General features: G+C 65.7%; 12 protein-coding genes. 5 read left to right on the forward strand and 7 right to left on the reverse strand.

The window, feature by feature from the left end; all coding sequences use genetic code 11:
* Positions 1 to 39 precede the first annotated feature (39 nt).
* Entirely contained in the window at positions 40 to 546 is a 507-nt protein-coding gene (locus QX094_RS32010) for a DUF3455 domain-containing protein (protein WP_315826318.1), read from the forward strand.
* A 6-nt stretch (positions 547 to 552) separates the two neighbouring features.
* On the opposite strand, the gene QX094_RS32015 is transcribed toward QX094_RS32010, so the two are convergent.
* A complete protein-coding gene (locus tag QX094_RS32015; RefSeq protein ID WP_315714859.1) occupies positions 553 to 2,211 on the reverse strand; it encodes a copper resistance D family protein in 1,659 nt (552 codons plus the stop codon).
* Positions 2,212 to 2,213: 2 nt separating this feature from the next.
* On the reverse strand, positions 2,214 to 2,579 hold the full coding sequence (locus tag QX094_RS32020) for a copper resistance protein CopC (protein WP_315714860.1): 366 nt from the start codon (positions 2,577 to 2,579) through the stop codon (positions 2,214 to 2,216).
* 319 nt (positions 2,580 to 2,898) lie between these two features.
* Here QX094_RS32020 and ilvD point away from each other — a divergent pair, with 319 nt between their 5' ends.
* The 3 genes from ilvD (at position 2,899) to QX094_RS32035 (ending at position 6,820) form a co-directional block, all read left to right on the forward strand.
* Entirely contained in the window at positions 2,899 to 4,740 is a 1,842-nt protein-coding gene (gene ilvD, locus QX094_RS32025) for a dihydroxy-acid dehydratase (RefSeq protein ID WP_315714861.1), read from the forward strand.
* Positions 4,741 to 4,956: 216 nt separating this feature from the next.
* The gene (locus QX094_RS32030) at positions 4,957 to 5,922 is read left to right on the forward strand and encodes an amidohydrolase family protein (protein WP_315714862.1); all 966 of its coding nucleotides are present in this window, start codon (positions 4,957 to 4,959) and stop codon (positions 5,920 to 5,922) included.
* 394 nt (positions 5,923 to 6,316) lie between these two features.
* Positions 6,317 to 6,820: a hypothetical protein gene (locus tag QX094_RS32035; protein ID WP_315714863.1), complete on the forward strand. Its 504-nt coding sequence runs from the start codon at positions 6,317 to 6,319 to the stop codon at positions 6,818 to 6,820.
* Between the two features lie 105 nt (positions 6,821 to 6,925).
* On the opposite strand, the gene QX094_RS32040 is transcribed toward QX094_RS32035, so the two are convergent.
* Positions 6,926 to 7,948, reverse strand: a complete 1,023-nt coding sequence (locus tag QX094_RS32040; RefSeq protein ID WP_315714996.1) for a fatty acid desaturase — start codon at positions 7,946 to 7,948, stop codon at positions 6,926 to 6,928.
* 443 nt (positions 7,949 to 8,391) lie between these two features.
* Complete coding sequence (locus QX094_RS32045) at positions 8,392 to 9,471, reverse strand: AI-2E family transporter (RefSeq protein WP_315714864.1); 1,080 nt, start codon at positions 9,469 to 9,471, stop codon at positions 8,392 to 8,394.
* A 286-nt stretch (positions 9,472 to 9,757) separates the two neighbouring features.
* Here QX094_RS32045 and QX094_RS32050 point away from each other — a divergent pair, with 286 nt between their 5' ends.
* On the forward strand, positions 9,758 to 10,405 hold the full coding sequence (locus QX094_RS32050) for an ATP-binding cassette domain-containing protein (protein ID WP_316175483.1): 648 nt from the start codon (positions 9,758 to 9,760) through the stop codon (positions 10,403 to 10,405).
* Here QX094_RS32050 and QX094_RS32055 read toward each other — a convergent pair.
* The 3 genes from QX094_RS32055 to QX094_RS32065 form a co-directional block, all read right to left on the reverse strand.
* Positions 10,402 to 13,524 carry a CusA/CzcA family heavy metal efflux RND transporter gene (locus QX094_RS32055; protein WP_315714866.1) on the reverse strand — a complete coding sequence of 1,041 codons (3,123 nt, stop codon included), beginning with the start codon at positions 13,522 to 13,524 and terminating at the stop codon, positions 10,402 to 10,404. The genes QX094_RS32050 and QX094_RS32055 overlap by 4 nt on opposite strands.
* A 42-nt stretch (positions 13,525 to 13,566) precedes the next feature.
* Positions 13,567 to 14,805: an efflux RND transporter periplasmic adaptor subunit gene (locus QX094_RS32060; protein WP_409999221.1), complete on the reverse strand. Its 1,239-nt coding sequence runs from the start codon at positions 14,803 to 14,805 to the stop codon at positions 13,567 to 13,569.
* 1,027 nt (positions 14,806 to 15,832) lie between these two features.
* Positions 15,833 to 16,844: OB-fold nucleic acid binding domain-containing protein (locus tag QX094_RS32065; protein ID WP_316188439.1), on the reverse strand; the 1,012-nt coding region annotated here is incomplete at its 5' end.

The following is a 16,844-nucleotide window of genomic DNA, read 5'->3' on the forward strand; positions in this document are numbered from 1 at the left end:
CCCGTTTCTGTTTCACTTCTGCTGTCGAGGAACCTGATCATGCGCTTGACCTCATCGCTCGCCCTGCTGTTGCTCGGGGCCCAGATCGGCTCCTCCTACGCTGCAGAGACCACGATTCCCGACGCGCTGATCGCCGCCGGCGAAAAGGCCGTACTGACGCTGCATGCCGAAGGCGCGCAGGTCTACGACTGCAAGACCGACAAGGACGGCAAGCTCGCCTGGACCTTTCGCGAACCGATCGCCAGTCTATTCGAGGACGGCAAGACCGTCGGTCGGCACTACGCCGGCCCGAGCTGGGAGCACCAGGACGGCTCGATCGTCGGCGGCCGCGTCCAGGGCACCGCCATCGGCGCCACCGACAACGACATCCCCTGGCTGAAGCTCGCCGTCGTCTCCCACCGCGGCAGCAAGGGCGTGCTGTCGGACGTCACCACCGTGCAGCGGATCAACACGTCGGGCGGCAAGCTGGAGGGCGCCTGCGAGACCGCCGGGCAACTCCGCAGCGTGGCCTATTCCGCGGACTACGTGTTCCTGCAGAAGCAGTAAGGCTGCTCACGCCTCGCGATAATCCAGCAGGATCAGCCCGACCAGCACGAAGGCCACCGGCCAGACCCAGGCGGCGGCGCGGCTGATGCGGCCGTCCAGGCGCAGCTCGAGCCAGCGCGCCCAGCCGGCGATGATGCCGCACAGCGCCAGCGGCGTGTGGCTCATCTCGATCAGGAGCTGATCCTTGATGTTGGCGATGGCGTGCGAATGGGTCAGCAGCAGCGCGCCGCCGGCGGCGACCGTCAGCGGAAACACCAGCGCCGCCCGCCCCGCCTGTTGCCCGCGCAGCCGCACCCGCCATTCGAACAGGCCGAACAGGACGATCAGCACCACGAACAGCCGGTGCTGCGCCACTTCGGGATCGCGCAGCGACGCGAAGAAGCCGATCGGGCCGAGCGGCCAGGCCATCTCGTCGGCGCGGAGAAACAGGAACGCCGCCATCACCAGGAACAGCAACGGCCAGTGCCGTGCCCAGCGTCCCCAGGCGAAGCGTTCGATCAGCGCGAGCAGCCCGATCAGCACGACGAAGATGCCGGCCCAATGGTGGTTGTATTCCGACCAGGCGATTTCGGCGGCGCTGCGCGGCAGGATCACGCCCTCGCCCGGCACGTAGGCTTGCGGCGCCGTCACGCGCTGCGCGTCGGCGGCGTCGATCCTCGCCTGCAACTGCGAGATCGTGAGCTGGTCGACCGAGGGGCTGGTCAGCCGCGGCCGTTGCGGCGCGGCGCGCTCGACGATCTCGGCCCAGTTCAGGCGGTCCTGGCTGAGGTCGATGCCCGGCGGCAGCGAGGTCAGCGAGCCCGCCGTCAGGAGCACCGTCAACCCGATGCCGAGTTCGACCTCGACGAAGCGCTTCATCCGCAGCAGCGGCGCTGCGGGATCACGGCGACGCAGGCGCTCCACGGCCAGGAAATTGCCCGCCCCGAGCGCGAGCAGCATCAGCAGCATCGCGACCTTGGCCGAGGTCATCACACCATAGGCCGTACCGTAGATCGCCGCGAACGAGCCGAGATAGGCGATCGCCATCACGATGCCGCCGAGCACGATCGCCGCCACCGAGACCATCGACATCAACGAGTAGCGCCGTCCGATTCTGCGCTGATCGTCATCCGCCTTGCAGCCGTTCAGCGCCATCATGAAATACGGCAGGCCGCCGATCCAGACGCCGGCGCCGAGCATGTGAAGGAAGTCGGCGGCGAGCAGCGGCCAGCGCACCTCGAGCCGGCTCGCCGCGTGCGTCAGGTTGAGCTGCAGCAGCAGCGCTGAGACGGCCAGCACGGTCAGCGTCAGGACGCGCCAGGCGGCCCAGCTGCCGGTCCGGGCGAGCACGGCGATGCCGAGCGCGCACGCGGCAACAGCCAGGCCGGAGCGTGCGAAATCCGCGCTCGCCGCCGCGCCGAGCGACAAATCGAGCGTCCCGATCAGCGCGCCCATGTTGACTGCGAGCGAAGCCAGCACGACCGCGAACCAGCCGAATGCGCTTCGGCGCAGGAAGCGCTGGCCGCGCTTCCCGACCACGATCGCGTCAGCGGACAGCCTTTGCTGTAGCGGGCGCAGCAGCAACAGCAGAAATGCCAAGCCGCCGATGGTGAAGGACTGTGCCAGCAGGGTCAGGCCTCGCAGCACCACCGAGAGATAGCCGAAGATGTCGAGCAACAGCGACACGGCTAGCGCACGTTGAAAGGAATGTCGCCGCGGGTGATGTGGCCATCGACGCTGAGCACCTGCCATTGCAGGTGCCAGGCGCCGGGGCTGAGCGCCTTGGCCTCGGCGTCGATCTCGTCGGCCGGCGCATCGACTGCCGGAGTAAGCGCCTGCTCGGCACCGTCGGGCGCGCGCAGCTTCAGCCGCGAGCGGGCGTGATCGATGCGGCTGTTGAAGCGCAGCCGGATCATTGTCGGCTGCGTCTCGATGGTCCCGCCCGCCGCGGGCTGCGACGAGACGATGACGGCATGAGCCGAGGCGGCGCCGGGAACGCCCAGAAGCAGCGCGGCAAGGGTCGGCAGATGGCGGAAGCGGATGACGGACGGCATGGGACGCGCGGGCGGCGGAGGCTGCGGCAGGAACGTTCGGGCTGGATCGGGACGAACAAAACTCGACCGTTCTAATCTAAGCGACCTTCCTGTTCCCCACGTAGCCACAAACGCGTGACCGGGGCCGGCCGGCACCTCCGGCAGCGGCACGAGGCCCCGGCCCTGCCCGCAGGGCATCCCGGAACAGCGAAATTTAGGGTCGAATCATCAAGCACTTCGCTGTATGCCTCGCCGCATCATTGCCGTCCGTCGGTTGTCGGGACCCTTCCGCCCGCGGACCAACATTGCCTGATCCCGAGGAACGCCTAAGGAAACCGTCATGCCCGCCTATCGCTCCCGAACCTCCACCCATGGCCGCAACATGGCCGGCGCCCGCGGCCTGTGGCGCGCCACCGGCATGACCAACGAGGATTTCGGCAAGCCGATCATCGCCGTCGTCAACTCCTTCACCCAGTTCGTGCCCGGCCATGTCCACCTCAAGGACCTCGGCCAGCTGGTCGCCCGCGAGATCGAGAAGGCCGGCGGCGTCGCCAAGGAGTTCAACACGATCGCTGTCGACGACGGCATCGCGATGGGCCATGACGGCATGCTCTACAGCCTGCCGTCGCGCGAGCTGATCGCCGACAGCGTCGAATACATGGTCAACGCGCACTGCGCCGACGCCATGGTCTGCATCTCCAACTGCGACAAGATCACGCCCGGCATGCTGATGGCCGCGATGCGCCTCAACATCCCCGCGGTGTTCGTCTCCGGCGGCCCGATGGAGGCCGGCAAGGTCAACATCGAAGGCAAGCTGCGCAAGGTCGACCTGATCGACGCGATGATCGTGGCCGCCGACGACAAGGTGTCGGATGCCGATGTCGAGGTGATGGAGCGCTCGGCCTGCCCGACCTGCGGCTCCTGCTCGGGCATGTTCACGGCGAATTCGATGAACTGCCTGACCGAGGCGCTCGGCCTGTCGCTGCCCGGCAACGGCTCGGTGCTGGCGACCCATGCCGACCGCCGCGGCCTGTTCGTCGAGGCCGGTCATCTCGTCGTCGACCTCGCCCGCCGCTATTACGAGCAGGACGATGCGTCCGTGCTCCCCCGCAACATCGCCAACTTCAAGGCGTTCGAGAACGCGATGAGCATGGACATCGCGATGGGCGGCTCGACCAACACCGTGCTGCATCTGCTCGCCGCCGCCCATGAGGGCGAGATCCCGTTCACCATGACCGACATCGATCGCCTCTCGCGCAAGGTCCCCTGCCTGTGCAAGGTCGCGCCGGCCGTGGCCGACGTGCACATGGAGGACGTGCATCGCGCCGGCGGCGTGATGGGCATCCTCGGCGAGCTCGCCCGCGCCGGCCTGCTGCACACCGAATTGCCGAGCGTGCATTCGGCCTCGCTGGCAGCAGCGCTGGAGCGCTGGGACATCCGCCAGACGTCGAGCGAGAGCGTGAAGAACTTCTACATGGCCGCCCCCGGCGGCGTGCCGACGCAGGTCGCGTTCAGCCAGGACCGCCGCTATCAGGAGCTCGATCTCGATCGCGAGAAGGGCTGCATCCGCGACCTCGCGCATGCCTATTCCAAGGATGGCGGCCTCGCGGTGCTGACCGGCAACATCGCGCGCGACGGCTGCATCGTGAAGACCGCGGGCGTCGATGCCTCGATCCTGAAGTTCTCGGGTCCTGCGCGCGTGATGGAGAGCCAGGACGCCGCGGTCGAAGCGATCCTGACCAACAAGATCAAGGCCGGCGACGTCGTCGTCATCATCTATGAGGGCCCGCGCGGCGGCCCGGGCATGCAGGAGATGCTGTATCCGACCAGCTATCTGAAGTCGAAGGGCCTCGGCAAGGCCTGTGCACTGATCACCGACGGCCGCTTCTCCGGCGGCACCTCGGGGCTGTCGATCGGCCACGTCTCGCCGGAAGCCGCCGAGGGCGGCCTGATCGGCCTGGTGCAGGACGGCGACCGCATCGAGATCGACATTCCCAGCCGCGCCATTCATCTCGCAGTGTCGGACGAGGAGCTCGCCAACCGCCGCGCCGCGATGGAGGCGAAGGGCGATCAAGCCTGGAAGCCAAAGACGCGCGCCCGCAAGGTCTCGACCGCGCTGAAGGCCTACGCCGCGTTCGCGTCGAGCGCCGCCAAGGGCGCGGTGCGGATCGTCAAGGAGTAAGACCGATCTGTTCGGTCGGCAGCACCGGTCCTTTCCGACCGGTTGCTGCGGCCGGCGGCCGCGGCCTCACCATAGACTTCCTCGTCTCGCTCTCGTCCTGCGAACAGCCATGCCGCACTTCGTTGTTGCCCACTGACGACAGCGGGTTCAGGCTCCCTTCATCGACAATGAGCGCGTCAGCCACAATGCACGCGCCAGGCCCTGGGAAGGATCGCCATGCTGAACCGCCGCAGCCTGCTGCTCGCCTCGCTTGCCGCCGGAGTGACGATGACCACGACAGCCGCCCGCGCCAAGCCGGCGCAACCTTCGACCCCGGTCGATTTCGACGTGCCGGCGCAAGCCTGCGACTGCCACACCCATATCCACGGTGATCCGAAACAATTCCCGTTTGCAGCGAACCGCGTCTACACGCCGGAGCCGGCCCTGCCCGAGGAGATGGCGGCGCTGCACAAGGCCCTGCACATCCAGCGCGTGGTGATCGTGACGCCAAGCGTCTACGGCACCGACAACTCCGCGACGCTGTACGGGATGAAGGCGCGCGGCAATGACGCGCGCGGCGTCGCCGTCATCGACGACAAGACCACCGAGGCGCAATTGGATGCCATGCATGCCGAGGGCTTCCGCGGCATCCGCCTCAATCTCGCGACCGGTGGCATCAATGACCCCAATGTCGGCCGCGCCCGCTTCCAGGCCGCGGTCGAGCGGATGAAGGCGCGGGGCTGGCACGTCCAGCTCTACACCAACACGGCGATGATCGCGGCCATCAAGGACCTCGTGATGCAATCGCCCGTGCCGGCCGTGTTCGACCATTTCGGCGGCGCGCAGGCCGATCTCGGCCTCGGGCAGCCGGGCTTTGCCGATCTGGTCGAGCTCGTCCGCAGCGGCAAGGCCTATGTGAAGATCTCCGGCGCCTACCGCGCCTCGACCCGCGGTCCCGACTACACCGATGTGATCCCGTTCGCGAAGGCCCTGATCGAAGCCAACCCGGACCGCATCGTCTGGGGCACCGACTGGCCCCACCCGGATTCGTCGCCGCATCCCGAATTGAAGGTCACGGATATCAGGCCCTTCTATCCCATCGACGACGGCCGCCTGATGAACCAGCTCCCGGTCTGGGCGCCGGACGCCGCGGTCCGCGAGAAGATCCTGGTCGATAATCCGGCGAAGCTGTACGGGTTTTGATGGCGTTGTTAGTCCGTAGGGCGGGTTAGCGCAGCGTAACCCGCCGCACGATGCTACGCCGCCCTGAAGGCCTACGCCGCGTTCGCCTCAAGCGCCGGTGAGGGATTGAGCCTTTAGCCCGCAGGACGGACAAGGCATCTGCCTTCGCTCGACAGAGCGAAGGAAGATGCGTGCCTGCCGTCCTACTATGAGGTCGATTACTACGACCGACGGGCGGTGGGCACGGCGCGTCCGCTGACACTCCGCACCAGCCTTTTACTCAATCTGAAATTGCACTCCACTCGTGATGGTTGATTCAGATCAACGCCCGATCTAGCGCCGTGCCGATACTGCGTCAGAATAGGGCCGCACGTGTGCCGGCGGTCACGCCGGCCCGCATGGATGGGAGACGATCATGTCACAAGAGCCGCTCCTCGACGAGCCGCGCCTCGCCTACCAGATCATCGTCACTGCGCCGGGCACGAGATCGCAGAACTGGCACGGCGTGCTGTACGATCAGAAAGGCGAGCCCATGACGATCGCCGCCGGCGCGACGGTCAAGACCGGCGTCGGCGTATTCGTCGGCGTCCCCGAGGACCGTCCTTTCCATCCCTTTGGTGCGATCCACGCCGACACCATCGCCTGGATGAAGACGGCGCAGGGCAACGTCATCATGGACACCGAGCCCTGGGCCTACCGGCTTCATGTCGGCGCGGAAGGCTCCAAGAACGAAGGCTGGCAGGGCGAGTTGCTGCATGGTCGGGGTGTGGTCGGGCCCCAGCCCGGCAAGTTTGAAACGCCGATGGGACCGTTCATCTGGTTGGAACGGACTCACCCCTGGGGCCTCGGCGGCTGGTTCCACGCATCCTGGTCGGCGGCCCAACGACAGGCACCGGCCAAACAAAGCGGCGCGGCCTGAGACGCGCGCGGTCGTCGCGCCTGGGTTTCCATCTGACGGCCCAATCCGCCGGCTCAGAACTTGTATGTGGGCAGGTCGTTCGCGCGCCTCTGCCTCATCTACGTACTATGGTTGTGGCCCAGCGAGCTTCGGTGTCGTTGTCCGAAGCTCCAATGCTCCCGCTCCGGCTTCGCGGAACGACACCAGCCGGCGCTGCGACTCGTCCCACAGCACCAGCCGGACGCAGCGCAGGCTCTCGGGCAGCGTGATGCGGCCGATCTCGCGCAGCTCGGGATGATCGCGCAGCACCACCGGCAGCCTGTAATAGGGAATCCGGCTCGAGAGATGGTGGACGTGGTGGATGCCGATATTGGCGGTGAGCCAGTGCAGCCATGCCGGCAGGTCGTAATGTGAGCTGCCGTAGAGCGCGGCCTGCTGCTGCGTCCAGCGCTCGCTCCGCTCCCAGACGGTGTGCTCGAACTGATGCTGGACATAGAACAGCCACACCCCGGCCATGGCGGCGAGCAGCATGATCGGGAGATGCACGACCAGGAACGCCTGGATGCCGATCAGCCACACCAGCCCGGCGACGATCAGGGCGATGCCGAAATTGGTCGCCATCGTGCTGACCCAGGGCGACCAGCCGGCGCGCATGAGGCCGAACGGCAGGCGGTGCTGCAGGAAGAACAGGTAGGCGGGTCCTGCGACGAACATGACCAGCGGGTGGCGGTACAGCCGGTAGCGCAGACGGCCCCAGGTCGATCGCGCCTGATATTCCCGCACCGTCAACGTATCGATGTCGCCGATGCCGCGCCTGTCGAGGTTGCCGCTGCTGGCGTGGTGGATCGCGTGGGTGCGCCGCCACCAGTCGTAAGGTGTCAGGGTCAGCACGCCGAGGACGCGGCCGACCCAGTCGTTCGCCTGACGCCCGGCGAAGAAGGTGCCGTGGCCGCAATCGTGCTGGATCATGAACAGGCGCACCAGGAAGGCGCCAGCAGGAATCGCGATGAGCAACGACGCCCAGGCATGGCCGAGCGAGAATGTGAACCAGGCTGCCGCCCACAGCGCCACCAGCGGCACCGCCGTGATCACCAGCTCGGTGACGCTGCGGACGCGGTTTGGTGTGCGATAGCTGCTGAGAATCTGCATCCAGTAGCGGGCGTCGGCCGCCGCGCGGCCCTCGTCGTCGCCGGCGCGCGGCGTGGCGCGGTCCTTGGGCGGCACAGTCGCCGTCGCGACTGGCTGATCGAACTGCAATGTCGTCTCCACCTTGTGTTCTTGGCGATCGCGCATGGCGCGACCGCGGCCAAATGGACCCCTGCGCAGCGCCGAACGGGCTGCAGGAGTTCGAAATCACGAGCTTTCGTCGGTTTAACCGCCGTCGAAGCCAAATGGTTCATCGTGCGCCCCGCGATGAACCGCTCTGGACGAGAAAGTCTGGGATGCGGACGCCCGTCAGGAGACGGGTAAAGAGCGCGTGCGGCGGATCAATGGAACTTAACCCGTCGAACGCCTCATTGCTAGGAGAGGACGGGTTACGATCCGTTAATCCGCCCGATGAAATGCCGCTTCGATTGTGCACCGCGTTCCCTTCACCCCGTCCCGCGCGAGGCATCCTGCGCCACGGCCCCCTCGCGACGCGAGGTGGAGAAAATGTCCCAGATTGCGATGAACATTGCCGCGATCACGGGCCCGATGACGAACCCGTTGAGGCCGAATGCCTCGATCCCGCCCAATGTCGAAATCAGCACCACATAGTCGGGCATCTTGGTGTCCTGTCCGACCAGGATCGGACGCAGGACATTGTCGACGAGGCCGATGACGAGGGCGCCATAGGCGATCAGGACCACGCCCTGCCAGATCGATCCGGTGGCCAGGAGATAGAGCGCGACCGGAAACCAGACGAGGCCCGCTCCCACTGCCGGAAGCAGGGACAGGAAGGCCATCACGACCGCCCACAGCAGGGGCGCGTTGATGCCGAGAAACCAGAACATCAGGCCGCCCAGCGCGCCTTGCGCCAGAGCGACGAGCAGACTGCCCTTCACCGTCGCGCGGATGACCACCGTGAATTTGCGCAGCAGCGCATCGCGTTGCTCCGGGCGCAGGGGAATGGCGCTCTTGATGCGCTCCGATAGCGTCTCTTCGTCACGCAGCAGGAAGAACAGCAGATAGACCATGATGAACAGATTGACGAAGACCTCGAACGTCCCCTGTCCGATCACGAGCGCCTGGCTCGCAATGACCTCGCTGCCCTTCAGCAGGCCGGCCGACAGCTTGTCCTTCATTCCGGCGAGGCTGCCGAGCCCGAATCGGTTGAGCATATCGACCACCCATGTCGGAAGCGCGGCCAGCATCTTCCGAAAGTACTGTCCGATGTCGAGCTGACCGGACTGCATCTGTTTGTAGACTCCGGAGGCCTCCTGCGCCAGCGACGCCCCGATCAGTGACAGCGGAAGGATGACGATCACGACGAAGATCAACACCACGACGGCCGCCGCCAGGCCGTGTCGGCCGTGCATCGATCGCGACAGCCAGCGGTGCAGCGGAACGAAGACGATGACGCCGATGATGCCCCACAGAACCGCGCCGTAGAACGGCAGCAGGATCCACCCGAACATCAGCGATATCGCGACGAGCAAGAGAAGCAGGGCTCGGTCTTCGAGGCTACGCATCTGGCTTTCCTATCGGACCGGGACCGTGAGTTGGACCGTTCCTTCCTCCACGGCGGACGGTTTGCCGCCTGGTCGCGAGATGGTCAACGTTCGAATTCGACTTTGGCCCCCGCCACGACGCGATGTTGCCGGCGAAAACATGCTCCAGAATGCCGAATTTGTCTGCCGCTCCAGCAACAACGCCGATTTCAAGAGCCTGCGCGACAAATAAATCGCTTCTGAAAATCAGCAAACGAGCAGAGTTCTGGACGTCGACGAGCGCGCAAGCGGCTACGGCTCGTCGGAGGTGATCAGCAACGTCGGTTTTGCGCTCGGCAAAGCCGAAACCCTCGCCATCGTCGGCAAGAACGGCATGGGCAAGACCTCGCTGCTCAAGGCCATCGTCGGCTTCCCGCCGGCCTGGTGCGGCCGAGTGAAACTTGCAGGCAAGGACGTGACGCGAATAGCGCCGCATCTGAAGCGGAAGATGGGGCTGGTCTATGTTCCCCAGGAACATGCGCTGTTCCAGGACCTGTCGGTCCGCGACAATCTCAGACTTGGCGTGCTCACGGACGGTGACATGAGCGCGCGTTTCGAGCAGGTCGGAGGCTGGTTTCCGGTGCTGACCAGGCGGCTGAGCCAGCGGGCCGGCACGCTGTCCGGCGGCGAGCAGAAGATGCTGATCGTGGCGCGCGCGCTGATGGCGAAGCCCGACGTGCTGCTGCTCGACGAGGTCACGGAAGGTCTGCAGCCGTCCGTCGTCGACCGGCTGTCCGAGGTGCTGGTGCGCGTCCGGCGCGAGATCGGCACCTCCATGATCGTGGTCGAGCAGCATCTGCCATTCGCGCTCTCGATCAGCGACAGATACCTCGTGTTCAAGCGCGGCGAGATCGTCGATGCCGCCGCGGTCGATCGTGACTCCGCCGCGCGCATCGACGAGCACATGCGCATCTAGCGGACCCGTCGCCGCGAGAACAGCGAGATCAGGACCGGCAGCGTGATGAGGATGACCACCGGCGCCAGCATCATGCCGGTGACCACGACGATCGCGAGCGGCTTCTGCACCTGCGAGCCGATGCCGGTCGACACCGCGGCCGGCATCAGCCCGATGCCGGCGACGACGCAGGTCATCAGCACCGGACGAAGCTGCAATTCGCCGGTGCGGATGACCGCCTCGATGCGGTCGACGCCCTCGTCGATCAGCTGGTTGAACTGCGAAAGGATGATGATGCCGTCCATCACGGCGATGCCGAACAGCGCGATGAAGCCGATCGCCGCGGACACGCTGAACGGAATGCCGGTCAAAACGAGGCCGACCACGCCACCGAAGATCGCCATCGGGATCACGCTCATGGCGAGCAAGGTGTCGGCCATCGAGCCGAAATTGAACCACAGGAGCACGCCGATCAGCGCGAGGCTGATCGGCACCACGATCGACAGCCGTTTGATCGCGTCCTGGAGATTGCCGAACTCGCCGACCCACTCGACGCGCGAGCCCGGCGGCAGCTGCACCTGCTCGGCGACCTTCTGCTGCGCCTCCTGGATCGCGCTGCCGAGGTCGCGCTCGCGCACCGAGAACTTGATCGGCAGATAGCGCTCCTGCTGCTCGCGATAGATATAGGCTGCGCCCGAGACCAGCTTGATGGTCGCGACCTCGCTCAGAGGAATCTGGGTGATGCCGTTCGGCCCCTGCGCGCCGATGCGCAAATTCTCGATCGCCTCCGCGCTCTTGCGATATTCCGGCGCCAGACGAACGATGATCGGGAAATGCCGGTCGGAGCCGGGCTCGTAGAGATCGCCCGCAGTGTCGCCGCCGATCGCCACCTTGATGGTGGCGTTGATGTCACCGGGCGCCAGCCCGTAGCGCGCAGCCTTGGCCCGATCGATGTCGATCTGCACCGTCGGCTGGCCGAGCGAGGTGAACACCGCAAGATCGGTGACGCCCTGCACCGTCGACAGCACCTGCTTGATCTTGTTGGCGGTGTCCGTCAGCGCCTGCAGATCATTGCCATAGAGCTTGATCGAGTTCTCGCCCTTCACGCCGGACACGGCTTCCGAGACGTTGTCCTGCAGATATTGCGAGAAGTTGAACTCGACGCCGGGAAAGCGGTCGTCGAGCTGCTTCAAGAGCTCCGCGGTGAGCTGGTCCTTGTCCTTGGTGCCGGGCCAGTCCTTGACCGGCTTCAGCGGCGCGAAGAACTCGGCATTGAAGAAGCCGGCCGCGTCCGTGCCATCGTCGGGACGGCCGTGCTGCGAGACCACCGCCTCGACCTCGGGCCGCGCGCGGATGATCTTGCGCATCTCGTTGACATAGGCATTGCCCTCCTGCAGCGAGATCGTCGGCGGCAGGGTCGCGCGGATCCAGAGATTGCCCTCCTCCAGCTTGGGCAGGAATTCGAGCCCGAGCAGCCGGCCGACCACCGCGGTCAGCAGCACGAGACCGATCGCGCCGGTCATCACCAGATTGCGGTTGCCCACCGCCCAGCGCAGCACCGGCGAATAGATCGCGTGCAGCAGCCGCATCAGCCGGGTCTCGGTCTCCTCGACATGTGCCGGCAGGATGATCGCGCTCAGCGCCGGCGTCACGGTGAAGGTCGCAAGCAGACCGCCGGCGAGCGCATAGGCATAGGTGCGCGCCATCGGCCCGAAGATGTTGCCCTCGACGCCGCTCAGGGTGAACAGCGGCAGGAAGGCGGCGATGATGATCGCCGCGGCAAAGAAGATCGAGCGCGACACGTCGGCAGCCGCCGACAGGATCGCGTGGCTCTTCATGCCCATCATCGTCTCCGGCGAGATGTGGCTCTCCTCGGCCTCGGACAATGGCGTGGTTTGCGTCAGCCGGCGGAAGATCGCCTCGACCATGATGACGGTGGCATCGACGATCAGGCCGAAATCGATCGCGCCGACCGACAGCAGGTTGGCGGACTCGCCGCGCAGCACCAGGATGATGACGGCGAAGAACAACGCAAACGGAATCGTGGCGCCGACGATCAGCGCGCTGCGCAGATTGCCGAGAAACACCCACTGCAGCAGCACGATCAGGCCGATGCCGACCACCATGTTGTGGAGCACAGTGTGCGTCGTGGTATCGATCAGGTCCTTGCGGTCGTAGATGCGCTCGATCCGCACGCCGGGCGGCAGGATGCTGGAGCTGTTGATCTGGTCGACCAGTTGCTCGACCCGCGCGATGGTCGGCGAGCTCTGCTCGCCGCGCCGCATCAGCACGATGCCCTGGACGATGTCGTCGTTGTTGTTGAGGCCGGCGATACCGAGCCGTGGCTTCTCCGCCACCGTGACATTGGCGACGTCCTTCACCAGCACCGGATTGCCGCCGCTCTGCGACACCATGGTGCTGGCAAGGTCCTCCATCGAGCGGATCAGGCCGACGCCGCGCACGACCGCCGACTGCGTGCCGATCTCGACCGTGTTGCCGCCGACATTGATGTTGGAGTTGCCGACCGCCTGCAGGAGCTGCGGCAGGGTCAGGCCGTTGGCGACCAGCTTGTTGAAGTCGACCTGGATCTCATAGGTCTTGGTCTTGCCGCCCCAGCCGGTAACGTCGATGACACCCGGCACGGCGCGGAAGCGCCGCTGCAGCACCCAGTCCTGCAAGGTCTTGAGGTCGAGCACGCTGTAGCCGGGCGGACCGCGCAGCCGGTAGCGATAGATCTCGCCGACCGCGCTCAAGGGCGAGATTTGCGGCGTGACGTTGCCGGGCAGCGGCGACAATTGCGACAGGCGGTTCAGCACCTGCTGCAGGGCCTCGTCGTAGGTGTAGTCGAACGAGAACTGCAGCTTGACGTCGGACAGGCCGTACAGCGAGATCGTCCGAATGGTGCGCAGGTTCTTGATGCCGGCGACCTGGGTCTCGATCGGGATCGTGATGTAACGCTCGATCTCCTCGGCCGAGAGGCCGGGGCTCTGCGTCACGATGTCGACCATCGGCGGGGTCGGATCGGGATAGGCCTCGATGTTGAGCTGGCGGAATGCGATCAGACCCCCGATCAGGACGGCGACGAACATTCCGACCATCAGGAAGCGCCGCTGAACGGCGATGGCGACGAGACGGTCCATTCAGATCGGCACTTTCAGGAAGGCATGCAGGAGAAGCGCATCTCAGCTGCCCGAGGCTGCGCGATCGATGAACAGGCTGCCCTTGGTGACGATCTGCTCGCCCGCGCTCAGATTGCTTTCGACCGCGACCTGGTCGCCGTTGATCAAACCGGTCTTGATCTTGCGCAGCTCGATCGACTTGTCGGGACGGGCGACCCAGACGCGGACCTGATTGCCTTCGTAGATCAGTGCCTGGCGGGGCACCGCGACCGCGGGCTGTTCGCCCGGCGAATAGATCGTCACATTGGCGAACATCTCGGGCTTCAGCAGGCCATCCTTGTTGTCGATGGTCGCGCGGACGAGCAGCCTGCGGCTCGCCGGATCGATCGAAGCGGCGACGTAGTTGATGCTGGCCTTGAGCGGTCGGCCGGGCAGCGCCAGCACGTTGACGAGAATCTCCTCGCCGATGTTCACCAGCGCCGCGTCGCTCTCGCGGACGAACGCCGTGAGCCAGACGGTGGAGAGATCGCCGATCACGAAGACCGGGTCGCTCGCGCCGGAGTTGACATATTGTCCGGGGCCGACCTTGCGCTGCACGACCGTACCGGTGATCGGCGAGTAGATCGTGATCTCGCGGTCGATCACGCCCTTGCTCTGAAAATCGGTGATCGCAGCATCCGTGAAGCCGAGGATGCGCAGCTTGTTGCGCGCCGCCTCCAGGGCCGTTTGTGACGACCGCATGTCGTTCTGGGCCTGAACGGAGGTCGCCTCCGCCTGCTGAAAATCCTTCAGCGGGATCGCCCGGCCTTCGAACAGGTCCTTGGCGCGCTTGTACTGGATGTCGGCGAGGTCGAGCGCGGACTTCGCCTTGTTCATCGCGGTGATGGCGGCGATGAAATCGTTCTGGGCCTGCACGGTGTCGGCGGCCTCGATCACGAACAGCGGCTGGCCCTGGCGCACCGTCTCACCCGGGCGCGCCAGCAGCTTGGTCACGCGGCCGGCATAGGGCGAGAAAACCGGTGTCGAGCGATCCTCGTCGACGGCAACCTTGCCCTCGGTAATATGCTCGGCACGAAATATCTTCTCACACACCGGCTCGATCGTCAGCGTCGACCATTCCGCTGCCGACGGCGTAAAGGTGGTGCCGTTGCGTTTGGACTGGCTGGAGAGCTCGATATTGTCTTTCGCAGCCGTCTCCGACCGGACTTGCATGTAGCCATAGCCGCCCGCGCCGGCCATCGCCAGGGCAGCAAGGCCGATCAGCAGCCGCTTGGTGCTGAGCATCTGGGGGGATGGGTTCATGTCAGACGCCATGGCTGGTCAGATCGGCTCGCGTGATCGGTCGACGATTCCGGCTCTGGCGGTCTCATCGTCGCGCTAATAGTGCGGAACTGGAGCTTTAAACAACCTAAAAATCGCCCAACCCGCCTCTGTTTTGCTTTAAAAATTTGAAAGTTGAACGACAGCCGTTCAGCTTGCATTCAGTTGGTTTTGGACAATGGCGCTTTTCTTCGCGACGCACCATGACGTCGTCTGAGCGTAGGGGATCGCCGGGACGATGTCCCGACTTCACAAGCCAACCTCTGCGGGTACGCGCCTACCCCCGGCGTCGGAGCCATGTTTCACACGTGCGCGGCGGGTCTGACCGGTCCTGGTGCGAGAGAGATGGTGACACGGTTCGTCGCGGGTCTCCGAGATTCATCAATTGCGCAATGAACATTGGAACGCCGTCTCGCGGCGCGGATGCGTCCGAGTTGTGCTGACCGTTTCACCCTCTCGTGAGGAGGGCGCAGGGAAGGCCAGGCGCCGACTGACGCCTGCGGCCCGCCTGCGAAAAGAATGCAGGCGGCAGGTACCACAGGTGCAGCCGAGATCACCCGGCCTTCCCTGCGCGACGGTTTTTCACGCTTATACGCAGTCTCCCTGGTGCGCCGGGCTTTTTGGCCACCATCATCCGCGCGGCGCGCCAGCGCCGTCGCGAACTTGACACCAGCATCGGGGTGCCAGGACGCTGCGACTTCACGTCCGCGCCATGCCGTTCGTCGGCGTGCACGACGCACGCTGCGGCACAAACACGGCCATCGCTCCCCGCCCCGCGTGTCGTGACGATCGCGCGCAACGCCCCTTCATGGAGCGGGATGCGCGGAATAAAGCATGATTTCTGAAAAAAAGAAAGTGAAATTTTTAGGCGGGTGTTGAAATGTCGTGGGATGTTTGGATCGCGTCGCTACGCTTGCGATGATAGTGAGCGTCGTACTCGCGGCCAGTAGGCACGTCGCGACGAGCGATGCGCGGCGCGTCTTTGCCCACTCTACGAATTCACACTCCCTCAATGGAAATCCCGCGAGCGCGGCAGGATGCGGACGTTGCGGGGGTGGCTGACGCGCTGGGAGGGAGTGTCGGGATGATCGCGGCGGTCGTCGTTGAGCGGCTCGGCGGGCATCGGGCCGTGTGGCACGGCGCCGAGGCGGTCGTCCGACAGCAGCGCGAGATCGGCGCTGCGGTCGACCAGGCGCTCGGCGACGAGATGGACCACCTTCTCCGGGCTGCTCTGGATGCGGCCTTCGACCAGCACCAGGCGCGCGCCCATCACCTCCTTGCGGAAGGTCTCCATCACCTTCGGCCACACCACGATGTTGGCGATGCCGGTCTCGTCCTCCAGGGTCATGAACACGACGCCCTTGGCGCTGCCCGGCCGCTGCCGCACCAGCACCACGCCGGCGCACCGGACGCGACGGCGGTCGTTGGCATCATTGACGTCGCGGCAGGCCATCACGCCTTCGGCAGCGAAACGCTCGCGCAGGAACTCCATCGGGTGCCCCTTCAACGACAGGCGGATGGTCTGATAGTCCGCGACGACGTGCTCCGGTAGAGGCATCTCGGGCAGCGGCCTGGCGCCCTCGTCCGGCTGCTCGCGGGCGATGGCAGCCTCGAACAGCGGCAGCGGCACGTCGTCGGGCAGCCGGCGCACGGCCCAGAGCGCGGCGCGACGGTCGAGCCCGAGCGAGCGGAACGCATCCGCATCGGCCAGCAGCAGCAGCGCGCGCTTGGGCAGAGCGGTGTCGCGAGCGAAGTCTTCCAGCGAGGTGAAGGGGCCGCGGCCGCGCGCCCGGATGATGCGGTCGGCCCAGTCGTCCTCGCGGTCGAAGATGTCGGCTTGTGTCTCGTTATCGTTGCGGGGCGATGCGTTTGCATGCTCTCCAAATGCACCAAGCGTTTGCGAGTTAGAAACAACTCCACCCACGCCGTCATTCCGGGGCGCCCGGAGGGCGAGCCCGGAATCCATAACCACGATCGGGAGAATGGATTCCGGGCTCGCGCTGCGCGCGCCCCGGAATGAC

The sequence above is a fragment of the Bradyrhizobium sp. SZCCHNS1050 genome (assembly GCF_032484785.1).
Taxonomy (GTDB): domain Bacteria; phylum Pseudomonadota; class Alphaproteobacteria; order Rhizobiales; family Xanthobacteraceae; genus Bradyrhizobium.